Source organism: Actinoalloteichus caeruleus (assembly GCF_049311605.1).
Lineage (GTDB): Bacteria > Actinomycetota > Actinomycetes > Mycobacteriales > Pseudonocardiaceae > Actinoalloteichus_B > Actinoalloteichus_B caeruleus.
Genome location: NZ_CP186005.1, coordinates 3,535,735 through 3,548,912, shown reverse-complemented (window position 1 = coordinate 3,548,912; position 13,178 = coordinate 3,535,735). Strand labels below are relative to the sequence as shown.

Genomic DNA, 13,178 nt, shown 5'->3' with positions numbered 1-13,178 from the left:
TGCGTGCGGACGGCTCAGTCCGCGCTGTGACCGCACCGAAGCGGTGGTGCGTCGGCTGCTTCTGCGTAGAGCTCGATCTCCCCCGTTGGGAGTCGCTCGCCTTACTCACCTGGTGCCAGGCGAGCTAGGAGGGTAGCTGAGCGCGGAGGTGTTCGGTCTGTTCGGCAAGTGCGGCGTGAAGGTGCTGGAGGGTGTCGATCCTGGTTCGCAGGATCTTCAGGCGTTGTTCGTAGACCTCGAGCGCCGGCGCGCAGGGGGACGCGTCGAGGCTGGGCGAGCGAACACAGGAGCCGAACTGCTTGATGTCATCGATGGAGAGCCCGGCGTTGAGCAGGCGGCGGATGTTGTTGACCACAGTCACGACGTCGGGGGCGTAGCGGCGGTAACCGTTGTGTTCACGGTCGGAGACGATCAGCCCGCGTTGCTCGTAGTAGCGCAGGGAGCGGGTGCTGGTGGCCGTGCGGCGCGCGAGCTCGCCGATACGTAGCCAGTCGCGCTGGTCGACAGCTGAAACCATGCGCTCCATTCTGCTCGGTCACGGACAGCCTCGTCGCCGCGATCACGATGCTCCGTGGGCTCGCATGGCGGCCGGGCTTGGGATCGGGTCGAGGACGACGACCGGGATCCGCCGGCGGGCGGTCTTCTCGAAGTCGGCGAATGCGGGGACGAGACGAGCCTGCTCGCCCCAGATGTCCTCGCGCTCCTCCCCCTGGACCACACGGGCGATGGCCCCCGTGACGTCGGAGCCGACCTCGACGACTACCTCGGGGTTCCGCACGATGTTGTGGTACCAGGCTGGTGGTCGCGGGCTCCCGCCGAAGGTAGCGAAGACAGCGAACGCGTCGCGCACCGCCTGGTACATCAGCGGGCTCGTGCGTCGACGGCCGGTCACCGCACCGATGTGGTTGACGAGGATGACCGGGACGCTCTGCCTCGGATCGAAGCTGGGCAGCGGAGGTGGGATCGGACGTCCCTCAGCCAGGTCTTTCTCGGTGCTCCACCGCACGAAGCCGGCGTTCGATCGGAACTCCGACACGATTCGGCGGTTCCAGTCCTGGATGTCGTCGGGCATGACGGCACGTTAGAACCCTGACATCAGCGACAAGGTCAAGCCACCCGCCACACTGACCTTCGGTCGAGGCTCAACTGGCTGCCGGCGGTAACGCGAACGCCGGTGCAACGGGTTCCGGGACCAGGTCCAACGCGAGTGCGGTTGACGACCTGCCGTTTCGTCACTGGCGCTTCGTCGTCGGGTGCCCGTGGGCAACCGCACGAGGACGGTCCGGGCGCACGGTTCCGACTCCTCGCCCTCGCCCGTCCGGGAGGCCGCCGTGGCCGGTGAGGTGCCCCGCCGAATCGGTCACGGTCATGGGAGGACGGACGGTTGGTTCACCGTCCGCCTGATCGCATCCGGCGCCCGCCGCGCCAGCACCGCCCGGGCGGCGTTCGGGCAGGTGCCCGGCCACCTGTTCCCGCCCGCTGCCGGGCTGGTCGATGCGTACGCCGACCAGCCGGCCCACACCAAGCACGACGACGGCACCCGCCCCGGGGCGTGCGGACATCAGTGGAGTGCCGCGACGTCGCCGCGTCCCCCTGGGCAGGAGCGCACAACCCCGCCTACAGCCAGTCGTGTTCGCGGGCGTAGCGGGCCGCGTCGTGCCGGGTGTTCGTGTGCGTCTTCTGGATGGCGCTGGAGAGGTAGTTGCGGACCGTCCCGGGCGCCAGGTGCAGGATCTTCGCCATGTCCTTGACCGAGTAGCCGTCACCCGCGACCCGCAGCACGTCCCGTTCCCGCTCGGTCAGTGGGCAGTCGTCGATGAGGGCCTGCGCGGAGATGTTCGCGTCGACGTACCGACCGCCGGCGGCGACCTCCGCGACGGCGGAGGCGATGAGTGACGCCTCGGAGTCCTTCCCGAGGAAGCCGCGCACCCCCAACCGCAGGGCGCTCCGAAGGGTCCCCGGGCGGGCGTACCGGGTCAGCATGAGCACGGCCTGCCCCGGTACCTGGTCGAGGATGCGTTCCGCCGCGTGCAGCCCGTCCAGCTCGGGCATCTCCAGGTCGAGGACCGCCACGTCGGGTCGCAGCCGTTCGAAGGCGGCGACGGCCTCGGTCCCCGTCCCCGCCTCGGCGACGACGTCGATGTCGCCCTCCAAGGGCAGCAGGGTGGCCAGGGCGGAGCGGATCAGCCGTTCGTCGTCGGCCAGGAGCACGGTGATCGTCATCGTGCCTCCGTCGGGAAGGTGACCGTCAGGGTGTGGACGCCGCCGTCGCGGTCGGCGGTCAGGGTGCCGCCGACCGCGCGAACGCGGTCGGCGAGGGTGGCCAGGCCCCGCAGGGGAGCGGCGTCCTTGATGTCGGCACCGTCGTTGCGCACGCTGAGGGTGTCGGCGCTCGAGGTGATCGTCACCTCGCCGGGCCTGGCGTGGCGCAGGACGTTCGTCGTCGCCTCCCGCAGGGCGAGGGCGAAGTGCGCCTCGTGCGGGCCGGGGTCGTCCTCGGTCCGGTCCACCCGTGTCGTGATGCCCGCCGCGCGGAAGAGTTCGACGGCGTTGGACAGCTCGGTGGAGAAGACGAGCGCGTGGGTGGAGTTGGCGAGTTGCCGTGCCTGCCCGATCGTGTCCGCCACGAGGCGTTGGATCACCTCAAGCTCCTGACGAGTGCGTTCCGGATCCGTGTGCTGGAGTTTGGCCGCCACGGCGGCCTTGAGCTTGATGACGTGCAAGGTGTGGCCCTGGATGTCGTGCAGGTCCGCGGCGAAGCGGTTGCGCTCCCGCAGGATCGACAGCTCGCGTTCGTGGTCCTTCTCGCGTTCCAGCAGGTCGAACAGCCGGTCCTGGGTGTGCGACTCGACGAGGGCCACGATCCACACCGACCCGGTGATCGACATCATGACCACCAGTTGGTAGACGCCGCCGGAGTTCCCGCTGAGCAGGGCCGTCGCCCAGGTCAGGGCCGCGATCCCGAGGCACGCGAGCAGGGTGAGAACGAGCCGGTCGCGGGGGCGGTGGGCGATCCACACCCCGGCGGTGATCGCGAGGCCGGTGGAGCCCGTGAAATTGGAGTAGGTCAGCGAGGTGACCACCAGGGCGAGGACTCCGAGGAGTCCCGACCCGGCCAGGAGCAGCGGGTTCGGGGGGCGGTCCCAGCCTCGGAACAGCAGCGCCGTCGACAGGGCCAGGCTGGGGATCGCGACGAGCGCGGTCCACCACACCGTGGTCGTCACCAGTCCGGCCCCCGCCATCACCACGATCGAGATGACGAAGGACCGAATCTCCCGCTGTCGTATCGTCTGCCGCGCCGCCACCGACGCCTCGGGGGCGGGGGCCGTGTCCTTCCCGCCGTGCGGCGACGGGTCCCTCCTCGTCACTCCGGTGATCCTTCCCGAGGAGCCTGTTCCCCGCTGTTCGTCCGCCTCGCCCCGTTGGCTGGCGGCGGTCCGGCTCCCGACAGGTGACCACGTCGACCAGTGTGCGCGACGGCCGGGCCTGGTGCGCTGGGGACGGCGGGCGGCCGCCGACAAGGTGCTGGGCGACCTCGACCACACCGCCGTCCAGGAACCGACCCGGGACGGCCCGACGTTCCCTCCACCCCGCCAGGACAGCGCACCCAGGTGTCGTCCCACCAGTGACACCGCGTCATGTCGGAGAGGTGACGTCGCGGCCCTACGCCCGGCCGGCCGCACGACGAACACTCGGGGAGCGAGGTACGGCGGCCCCTCCCGGGCGGCCACCACCTCGCGGCACCGTACCCCCAGCATGACAGGAGACCCGCCTACCGTGGAGAGCAACTTCATCACCGACCTCTTCGCCCAACTGGCCGAGTTCGCGGCGGGCGCCGAGACCTGGCAGCAGGTCGGCGTGTTGCTGATCGCCGGTGCGATCCCCTTCATCGAGTCCTACCTGGGGAGTTTCCTCGGGGTGCTCGTCGGCGTGCCCGCCGGGCTCGCGGTCCCGGCGGCGATCCTCGGGAACGTGATCGTCACCTTCGCGCTCATCGCGCTCGCGAGCAAGGCCCGGGTCGCCGCGACCCGCCGGCGGGGCAACGGCGGCGGTGGTGGCGCGGACGCCCCGCGCCGCAAGCAGAAGATCGCCAAGTACCTCGACCGGTTCGGCGTCCCCGGGGTGTGCCTCCTCGGGCCGATCGTGGTGGCGAGCCAGATCACCGCCCCCGCCCTCGTCGCCCTCGGCGCCACCAAACGCAGCGTCTACGTCTGGCAGGCGGTCGCGATCGTCGCCTGGGGCGTGCTGTTCGGCTTCTTCGGTGACCTCGCCGCCGGCTGGTTCATGTGAGACACGGGTGAGGGCGTTCGCGTCGGGGGCGGACGTCCTCACCCCGGGGTGCCGCCACCGCGCCGGTGGCGGCACCCGTGCCCGGCCCGCGCGACCGGTCAACCGGCACCGCGCGGGCCGGGCGCGTTCCACCCCGGACGGGGGGCGACCCCGGCGAACGCTCAGTCGCGTTCGAGGAGGTAACCGACCACCACGGGAATCTCGGCGGGTGCGCCGGTACCGTCGCGCCGCTCGTCGGGATCGGGCAGTTCCACGGGCGTCCCGTTCCCGGTCGACGGGGCCGGACGCGCCCCCACCCACGCGGTGGACAGCTCCGACTCGGTGGCGAGGAACCGCTGCGCCCGCACCCCGGCGGTGGCGCGGCCCTTCGCCGGGTACTCGCCGAACGGGGTCACCTTCACCGTCTCCCCGGTCGCCGTGATCACCACCGGTTCACCGTCCTCGGCCACCGCGCCGAAGAAGACCACCCTGGCGTCGCCCTTCACGTTGATGCCGGCCATGCCCCCACCCCGCAACCCCTGCGGACGCACCAGCGTCGCCGAGTAGCGCAGCAGGGCGGCGTCGGAGGAGACGAACACCAGGGACTCCTGGCCGTCGGCCAACCACGTCACCCCGACCACCTCGTCGCCCTCGCGCAGCGCGATCAGCTCGAACTCGTCGGCCCGGACCGGCCACTCCGGCGAACACACCTTCACCACGCCCTGCCTGGTGCCCAGGGCCAGGCCGGGGGAGTCCCCGATCTGGTCGCCCAGCGGGGCGAGCCCCAGCACACGTTCCCCGGGCGCGAGGGACACCAGTTCCCGCACCGGCATCCCCCCGCGCAGGGAGACGATGCCCGACTGCTGCGGCAACACCGGCAACGGGAGCACGTCCGTCTTGATGCCCCGGCCGTGGCTGGTGACCAGCACGACCTGCCCTCGGGCCGTGGAGTCGACCACGGCGGCGACCGCGTCGTGCCGGACCCGCCCGTTGCGGCGGCGGGCCTCCGCGGCCTCCTCCGACGCCGCGGCCGTCCGGGACACCAACCCGGTGGCGGAGAGGATGACCTGGCACGGGTCGTCGGCGATCTCCAGCGGACCGGCCGGCTTCGACGCCGCCAACACCTCCTTGAGGTCCCCGTCGATCAGCGTGGTGCGCCGCTCGGTGGGGAACTCCTTCGCGATGCGCCCCAGCTCGGTCGACACCAGCCTCCGCAGGACGGCCTCGTCGTCGAGGATCCGGGACAGCTCCGCGATCTCCCCGGTCAACCGCTCCCGCTCCTCCTCCAGCTCCACCTTGTCGTACTTGGTCAGCCGGCGCAGCGGGGTGTCGAGGATGTAGGTCGCCTGGATCTCGGAGAGGTCGAAGCGGGCGATCAGACCTTCTTTCGCGGCCTTCGCGTCGTCACTCTCCCGGATCAGACGGATGACCCGGTCGATGTCGACCAGGGCCCGGATCAGGCCCTCCACCAGGTGCAACCGGTCGGATCGCTTGCGGCGGCGGAACGTGGTCCGCCGTCGCACCACCTCGAACCGGTGGGCCAGGAACACCTCCAGCAGTTCCTTCAGACCCAGCGTCCGGGGCTCGCCGTCGACGAGGACGAGGTTGTTGATCCCGAAGGACTGCTCCAACGGGGTGAGGCGGTAGAGGTCGGCCAACAGCGCCTGCGGGTTCACGCCCACCTTGCACTCGATGACCAGCCGGGTGCCGTTCTCCCGGTCGGTGAGGTCCTTGACGTCGGCGACCCCGGTGAGCCGCTTCGACTTGTTCACCTCGTCGGTGATCTTCTCGATGATCTTCTCCGGCCCCACGCCGTAGGGGAGCTCGGTGACGGTGATGGCCTGCCGACCCCGGCTGCCCGGCAGCGGACCCGTCTCCACCTTGGCCCGCATCCGCACCACACCACGGCCCGTCTCGTAGGCCTTGCGGACCTCGTCGAGGCCCAACAGCATGCCCCCCGTGGGCAGGTCCGGGCCGGGCACGAACTCCATCAGCTTGTCCAGGGGGGCGTCCGGGTGCCGGATCAACCACCGGGCCGCCGCGACGACCTCGCCGAGGTTGTGCGGGATCATGTTCGTCGCCATGCCGACCGCGATCCCCGAGGTGCCGTTGACCAGCAGGTTCGGGAACGCCGCCGGCAGCGCGGCCGGCTCCTCCAACGACCCGTCGTAGTTGGGCCGGAAGTCGACGGTGTCCTCACCGAGCTCGGCGACCAGCTGCAGCGCCGCCGGCGACATCCGCGCCTCGGTGTACCGGCTGGCCGCGGGCCCGTCGTCGGGGGAACCGAAGTTGCCGTGCCCGTCGACCAGGGGCACGTTCATGGAGAAGTCCTGCGCCAACCGCACCATCGCGTCGTAGATCGCGGTGTCACCGTGCGGGTGGTACTTGCCCATCACGTCCCCGACCACCCGGGAGGACTTCACGTAGGCGTGGGTGGGCCGGTACCCCTGCTCGTGCATCGAGAACAGGATGCGGCGGTGCACCGGCTTGAGGCCGTCCCGGGCGTCGGGCAACGCCCGCGAGTGGATCACCGAGTACGCGTACTCCAGGTAGGAGTCCTCGATCTCGGTGTGCACCGGGTTGTCCACGACATGTCTGCCCGGCTGGTCGAAGGCGGTCGGGTCCACCTTGGTCTGCGCGCTGCCCTTCCGGCGTGCCATTGCTCAGCTTCTCCTTGGCGAGGTGGGGTCATGCCCCGAGTCGGTGTCCGCGCGCGGAGGGCGCGCGGAGGGGAGTGGCTCAGACGTCGATCGCCGCCCGGTCGACCCGGGCGGCCGAGCGCACCAGCCAGGCGCGACGCGGCTCGACCTTCTCCCCCATGAGCAGGTCGAGGGCCTCGTCCGCGGCGGCGGCGTCAGCCTCGGCGAGGGTAATGCGGCGCACCGACCGGGTGGCCGGGTTCATCGTCGTCTCCCACAGCTCGTCGGCGTCCATCTCACCGAGGCCCTTGAACCGGGGGACCGGGGTGACCACCTGTTTCCCCGCCTTCTCCAGCCGGGCCACGGTGCTCTCCATCTCCCGCTGGGTGAAGGTGAAGTGCGTCTGCGGCTTCCGTCCCCGCGTGGTGATCTTGTGCAGCGGCGGCATCGCCGCGTACAACCGGCCGTCCTCGATGACCGGCCGCAGGTGCTTCGCGAACAGCGTGATGAGCAGGGTGCGGATGTGGGAGCCGTCGACGTCGGCGTCGGCCATCAGGATGACCCGGCCGTACCGCATCGCGGAGAGGTCGAAGGTCCGGCCCGAGCCGGCGCCCAGCACCTGCACGATGGAGGCGATCTCGGCGTTGCGCAGCGTGTCGGCCAGGCTGGCCTTCTGGACGTTGAGGATCTTGCCCCGCAGCGGCAGCAACGCCTGGTACTCCGAGACCCGGGCCAACCGGGCGGAACCGAGGGCGCTGTCCCCCTCGACCAGGAACAGTTCGCTGCGGGCGACCCCCGTGGTGCGGCAGTCCACCAGTTTCGCCGGCATCGCCGCGCCCTCCAACGCGGTCTTGCGGCGCGCGGCGTCCTTCTGCTGCTTCTGGGTGAGCCGCACCCGGGAGGCGTCGACGATCTTCTGCAGGACGGTCTTGGCCTCGACCTTGGTCCTGCGGTCCTCGGTCCACTCCCGCAGGTGCGCCTCGACCACGGCCTGCACGACCTTGGTGATCCCGGCGGTGGACAGCTCGTCCTTGGTCTGCGAGGTGAACTGGGGCTCGGGGATGCGCACGTGGATGACCGCCGTCATCCCCTCCAGCACGTCCTCGAGGGTGGGCGGTTCCTCCTTCGCGCGCAGCAGCCCCCGGGTGCGGGCGATCGCCGCGTGCAGCGCCTTCACCGCCGCCCGTTCGAACCCCTTGCGGTGGGTGCCGCCGTGCACGTTGCGGATGGTGTTGGTGAAGCACTCCACGGTTCGCTCGTACCCGGTGCCCCAGCGGAAGGCCACCTCCACCTCGGCGCGTCGTGGCACGTTGGACTGCATCACGCCGTTCTCGTCGGCGGCGTTCTCCTTGTAGGTGCCCTCACCCGAGACCACCAGCGTGCCCGACACCGCCCGATCACCGGTGGGCGCCAGGAAGTCCACCATGTCGGGCAGCCCGTTGGGGAAGTGGAAGGTCTCCTCGCTGATGCTGTCCTCGGTGGCCGTGCGCAGCACGTAGGTGACACCGGGCACCAGGAAGGCGGTGTTCCGCAGCTTCGACCGCACCCCTTCCACGTCCAGCGCGGCGCCGGTCTCGAAGTAGCGGGCGTCGTGCCAGTAGCGGATCGAGGTGCCGGTGGTCTCGTCCCGCTTCATCTTCCCCGTGACGTGCAAGCCGGACCGCGGCGTGAACTTGGCCCGCGCCCCGGGGCCGTCGAACACGCCGGGGGCGCCGTGGGCGAAGGACATCTGGTGGACCAGGCCGTCACGGCGCACCGTCACGTCGAACCGGTGGGACAGGGCGTTCACCGCGGAGGCGCCGACGCCGTGCAGGCCACCGGAGGTCTTGTACCCGGAACCACCGAACTTGCCGCCCGCGTGCAGCCGGGTGAGGACCAGCTCCACCCCGGAGATCCCGGACTTGGCGTGCACCCCGGTGGGGATTCCTCTGCCGTCGTCGTCGACCTGGACGCTGCCGTCGGCGTGCAGGGTGACGACGATGCGGGTGGCGTACCCGGCCACACCCTCGTCGGTCGAGTTGTCCACGACCTCGCTGAAGAGGTGGTTGATGCCCCTGCTGTCAGTCGATCCGATGTACATGCCAGGACGTTTGCGGACCGCCTCCAGGCCCTCCAGATGCGTGAGGTCATCGGCCCCGTAGATGGTTTCAGCTGACGCAGTCACAGGGTCGTTCTCCCGAATCGTGGCCGATGGACGTGCCCGCGGACGGAGTCGTCGCGAACTGGCGGATCACCGTACTGGACCATACCGACGGCAAGGGGAGCTCTTCGCCTTCGGCTCTGACCTGGTGGTTGTCCGAAATGACTCCGCGTTGACGGCGACGACGCCCACGGTGGGACCAGCCGGTGCGGGGTCCCGCGAGACCACGTGGTATCGCCCTCGGTCACGGCTCGCGACCCGGGGTGATCGGCACTCTCGGTGAGCACCGTCACGGGAGGGCGTTCCGCGGCGCCGGGGCTCTCCCCGTCATCCCCGGCTCGGGGTGTACCGTTGATCATGACCGGATGAACGATTCTGGTCATGAGGTTCGGAGGGGTGCGGGTGGCGAGTGACGAACGGGACGACGCGGCGGCGAGCGGGGACACCCGCCGGGACCGGGCCGGGCGGATCCTGGACGCCGCCTCCGCCCTCACCCTGCGCTGGGGCTACCAGAAGACGACGATCGACGACATCGCCCGCGCGGCCGGCGTCGCCAAGGGCACCATCTACCTGCACTGGAAGAGCCGGGACGCGCTCTTCCTCGCGCTGCTCCGCCGCGAACGGGCCCTCGCCGCCACCGAGATCCGCGACCTCGCCGCCCAGGACCCCGCCGGTCACACCCTGCGAGGAGTGCTCGCCCACTCCTACCGGGTCATCGCCCGCCGGCCCCTCCTCCTCGCCGTCCTCACCCGCGACCGGGACGTCCTCGGCCGCCTGCTCACCACCGGAGCCCCGACCGCAAGACCACCGCTGTCCGTCGGTTTCCCCCGCTACCTGGAGCACCTGCGCGCCGGCGGCTGGGTCCGCACCGACCAGACGCTGGCGGCCCAACTGTCCCTGGGCACCGCCACGATCTACGGCTTCCTGCTCACCAGACCACTCATGCCGGACGAGTTCGCCATCACCGGCGACGACGCCGCCGAACTGGTCGCCGACACCGTGTGCCGAGCGCTGGACCGGGGCAGCCCGCTCGGCGTCACCGAGACCGAGGGCGTGGCGGCCGCCTCCGCCGCCTACCTCGCCGAGGCCGCCCGCTTCACCATCGAACGCTACGAGAACGAGGTGGCCTGACCCAGGCCGGATGAGGAGCCCACTGGTGGACAACGAGGTCACCCACCCCTTCGTCCTCCCGCTCGGCGCTGGCGGGGCGGACCTCGCCCTCGTCGGCGGGAAGGGAGCGTCCCTGGACCGCCTGGTCAGCGCCGGACTCCCCGTCCCCGCCGGCTTCCACATCACCACCACCGCCTACCGCGCCGCCCACGCCGATCACCCGCGACCGGGTCGGAGGGCGGGGACGGGAGCCGGCCTGGCGGAACCGGGAGCGACCAGGGCGGGAACCGCCGACCCCGGACCGTGGCCGGTTCCCCCCGAGGTCGCCGACGCCGTCACCGCCGCCTACCGGGACCTCGGCCCCGACGCCCCACCCGTCGCCGTCCGCTCCTCCGCCACGGCCGAGGACCTGCCCGAACTGTCCTTCGCCGGCCAGCAGGACACCTTCCTCAACGTGCGGGGCGAACGGGACCTCCTCCACGCGCTCACCCGTTGCTGGGCCTCCCTGTGGACACCCCGGGCCGTCGCCTACCGGGAGCGGCACGACGTCGACCCGGCCACCGTCGCCATGGCCGTCGTGGTGCAACTCCTCGTCCCCGCCCGCGCCGCCGGCGTGCTGTTCACCGCCAACCCGCTCACCGGCAGCCGCGACGAACTGGTCATCAACGCCTCCTGGGGGCTGGGGGATTCGGTGGTGTCCGGCCAGGTCAACCCCGACACCGTCATCGTCGACCAGCGCACCGGGCGGGTCAGCCACCGCACGACCAGCGCCAAGACCGTCCGCACCGTCCCCGTCGACGGCGGCGTCCGCGAGGAGGCCATCGACGACCACCTCGTCCACGCCCCGGTGCTCACCGAGCAGGACATCACCCGGCTCGCCGACCTCGGACGGCGCGTCGACGCGCTCCACGACCACCCCAGCGACGTCGAGTGGGCGCTCGACGACAGCGGCACCCCGCACCTGCTCCAGGCCCGCCCCATCACCGGACTACCCGCACCCCCGTTACCCGCCACCGACCAGCACACCACCCCCGCCAGGCCGCCCTCCTCCGCTCCACCCGAGGACACCACCACGAGGACGCCCGCCGAGGGCCGCCCACCCGCCACCAGCCCCCCTCGACCGCGCCGCCACCGGGGCAGCGGCACCGCCACCCGGCGTGAGGAGTGGAACGACAGCCGGCTCGGCGACTACCTCTGGACCAACGGAAACCTCGGCGAGGCCATCCCCAGCGTCATGACCCCCGCCACCTGGTCCTTCGTCCAGGTCTTCATGCTCCGAACCATGGGCATCCCCTCCTGCCAGGGGCACCCCACCTGGGGGAACATCGGCGGCCGCTTCTACCTGAACCTCTCCACCAGCCTGTCCCTCGGCACGGCGTTCGGCCGCACCGTGGACCAGATGGCCGACACCGTCTCCGCCGTGTTCGGCCGAATCCCACCCGGAACACCCGTCCCCGTCATCCCGCTGCGCCGCTGGGCGACCCTGCGGGAGCTCGTACCGCTGGTCACCGCCTTCCGCCTCCGCCTCCGCATCGCCCACCGCCGCCTCCCGTCCTACCTGGACACCGCCGCCGACCGTTGCGCCGCGCTCCGCGCCCGAGCCCGCACCGCCCCCACCCCAGACGCGCTCCTCCGACTGTGGCGCACCGAACTGTGGCCCTACTGCCTGGAAACCTTCGACATGATGAGCGCCGCCGCCCGGGGACGCGGCGGCGGCAACCGGCTCGTCAAGGTCCGCCAGCGCCTCGCCGAACAGGTCGGAGAAGTCGACGCCAACGCCCTGACCACCGGAATCGCCCACCCCGCCCCCCTGGCGAGCCTCGGCCCCCTGCTCGGCCTCGCCAGCGTCGCCAACGGCGACACCAGCCCCGAGGACCACATCCGCCAGTGGGGACACCGCTGCCCCGACGAGTTCGAGATCTCCCTGCCCCGGCCTGCCGAGGACCCCACCTGGCTCGACCACCAACTCGCCGCGTTCCGCGACTCCCGCACCGACGTCCACGCCATGCTCACCCAACGCCGAGCGGAACACGAGCAGGCGTGGGCCCGCTACCAGCGCGACCACCCCCGGCACGTCACGCGGACCCGCCGCGAACTGCGCTCCTGGGCCCGGCTCGTCCACGACCGCGAAGCCACCCGCTCCGAGGTCAACCGGGCGTTCTGGGCGATCCGCGAGGTCGTCCTCCGCGCCGGCGAACTGACCGGGCACGGCCACGACCTGTTCCTCCTCGAACGGCACGAGATCGAACGGGTACTGGCCGGCGACGACCGACCCCTCGCGGCCGTGCCGGCCCGCCGCGACGCCTACGAGCGGTACCGGGCACTGCCGAACTACCCGACCCTCATCCGAGGCCCCTTCGACCCCGAACGGTGGGCGGCCGACCCGAGGCGCCGCACCGACCTGTACGACGCGGCCACCGCCCCGTCCTCTCCCGAACACCCCGAACCCGCGAACCACCACTCCCGAACCGCCGGAGCGCCACGACCGGCGGCCACGACACCGGAACCCGAGCGGAAGCCCCCGAACCCGATCACCGGTTTCCCCGGCGCCGTCGGCACCGTGGAAGGCGTCGCACGCGTCGTCACCTCCGTGGACGACGCCCAGGACCTGCGGGCGGGCGAGGTGCTGGTCACCACCGCCACCAACGTCGGCTGGACACCACTGTTCCCCCGGGCGGCCGCCGTGGTCACCGACGTCGGCGCTCCGCTCTCCCACGCCGCGATCGTCGCCAGGGAACTCGGCATCCCCGCCGTGGTCGGATGCGGGACCGCCACCATGCGCATCCGCACCGGCGACCGGCTGCGCGTCCACGGCGAACGCGGCGAGGTCCACCTGATCGACCCGCCGACCGAGGGCGGCGCCCCACCCACCGGGGCCTAGCGGAGCGCGGTGCGGTCACCCGGCCGACGGCGGCCCGCCGACCCGAGCCCGCCCCAGGTGAGCCATGCGCGAGGCGCGGTGTGGAAGGCCCGCGTGCGACGTGGACGATGCCGCACCGCCGGCGAGCCGTGGTCGACAC

9 protein-coding genes are annotated in these 13,178 nt (G+C 71.6%); 3 read left to right on the top strand and 6 right to left on the bottom strand.

What is annotated here, in order from left to right:
- Window positions 1–124: 124 nt before the first annotated feature.
- The 4 genes from ACOJVX_RS14300 to ACOJVX_RS14285 form a co-directional block, all read right to left on the bottom strand.
- Window positions 125–517 carry a MerR family transcriptional regulator gene (locus ACOJVX_RS14300; RefSeq protein WP_418155920.1) on the bottom strand — a complete coding sequence of 131 codons (393 nt, stop codon included), beginning with the start codon at window positions 515–517 and terminating at the stop codon, window positions 125–127.
- 42 nt (window positions 518–559) lie between these two features.
- Window positions 560–1,072: a nitroreductase/quinone reductase family protein gene (locus ACOJVX_RS14295; protein WP_422646828.1), complete on the bottom strand. Its 513-nt coding sequence runs from the start codon at window positions 1,070–1,072 to the stop codon at window positions 560–562.
- 545 nt (window positions 1,073–1,617) lie between these two features.
- Window positions 1,618–2,223 (bottom strand): response regulator transcription factor, encoded by a 606-nt coding sequence (locus ACOJVX_RS14290; protein ID WP_418155922.1) that lies wholly within the window; start codon window positions 2,221–2,223, stop codon window positions 1,618–1,620.
- Window positions 2,220–3,368: a sensor histidine kinase gene (locus ACOJVX_RS14285; protein ID WP_051713204.1), complete on the bottom strand. Its 1,149-nt coding sequence runs from the start codon at window positions 3,366–3,368 to the stop codon at window positions 2,220–2,222. Before ACOJVX_RS14285 ends, ACOJVX_RS14290 begins: the two co-directional genes overlap by 4 nt.
- Window positions 3,369–3,777: 409 nt before the next feature.
- Here ACOJVX_RS14285 and ACOJVX_RS14280 point away from each other — a divergent pair, with 409 nt between their 5' ends.
- Window positions 3,778–4,290 carry a hypothetical protein gene (locus ACOJVX_RS14280; protein WP_026420585.1) on the top strand — a complete coding sequence of 171 codons (513 nt, stop codon included), beginning with the start codon at window positions 3,778–3,780 and terminating at the stop codon, window positions 4,288–4,290.
- 161 nt (window positions 4,291–4,451) lie between these two features.
- Here ACOJVX_RS14280 and ACOJVX_RS14275 read toward each other — a convergent pair whose 3' ends face one another.
- Together ACOJVX_RS14275 and ACOJVX_RS14270 are read right to left on the bottom strand one after the other, a co-directional pair.
- The gene (locus ACOJVX_RS14275; protein WP_026420584.1) at window positions 4,452–6,929 is read right to left on the bottom strand and encodes a DNA gyrase/topoisomerase IV subunit A; all 2,478 of its coding nucleotides are present in this window, start codon (window positions 6,927–6,929) and stop codon (window positions 4,452–4,454) included.
- Window positions 6,930–7,008: 79 nt separating this feature from the next.
- Window positions 7,009–9,072, bottom strand: coding sequence for a DNA gyrase/topoisomerase IV subunit B (locus tag ACOJVX_RS14270; protein WP_422646827.1), 2,064 nt, complete (start codon window positions 9,070–9,072; stop codon window positions 7,009–7,011).
- 357 nt (window positions 9,073–9,429) lie between these two features.
- Here ACOJVX_RS14270 and ACOJVX_RS14265 point away from each other — a divergent pair, with 357 nt between their 5' ends.
- The gene (locus ACOJVX_RS14265) at window positions 9,430–10,179 is read left to right on the top strand and encodes a TetR/AcrR family transcriptional regulator (protein ID WP_422646826.1); all 750 of its coding nucleotides are present in this window, start codon (window positions 9,430–9,432) and stop codon (window positions 10,177–10,179) included.
- A 10-nt stretch (window positions 10,180–10,189) separates the two neighbouring features.
- Window positions 10,190–13,039: a PEP/pyruvate-binding domain-containing protein gene (locus ACOJVX_RS14260; protein ID WP_422646825.1), complete on the top strand. Its 2,850-nt coding sequence runs from the start codon at window positions 10,190–10,192 to the stop codon at window positions 13,037–13,039.
- The last annotated feature ends 139 nt before the right edge of the window (window positions 13,040–13,178 follow it).

Coding starts and splice junctions, on each gene's coding strand:
- ACOJVX_RS14275 (WP_026420584.1), bottom strand. CDS start 6,929: ATGGCACGCCGGAAGGGCAGCGCGCAGACCAAGGTGGACCCGACCGCC.
- ACOJVX_RS14295 (WP_422646828.1), bottom strand. CDS start 1,072: ATGCCCGACGACATCCAGGACTGGAACCGCCGAATCGTGTCGGAGTTC.
- ACOJVX_RS14265 (WP_422646826.1), top strand. CDS start 9,430: ATGAGGTTCGGAGGGGTGCGGGTGGCGAGTGACGAACGGGACGACGCG.
- ACOJVX_RS14300 (WP_418155920.1), bottom strand. CDS start 517: ATGGTTTCAGCTGTCGACCAGCGCGACTGGCTACGTATCGGCGAGCTC.
- ACOJVX_RS14260 (WP_422646825.1), top strand. CDS start 10,190: ATGAGGAGCCCACTGGTGGACAACGAGGTCACCCACCCCTTCGTCCTC.
- ACOJVX_RS14290 (WP_418155922.1), bottom strand. CDS start 2,223: ATGACGATCACCGTGCTCCTGGCCGACGACGAACGGCTGATCCGCTCC.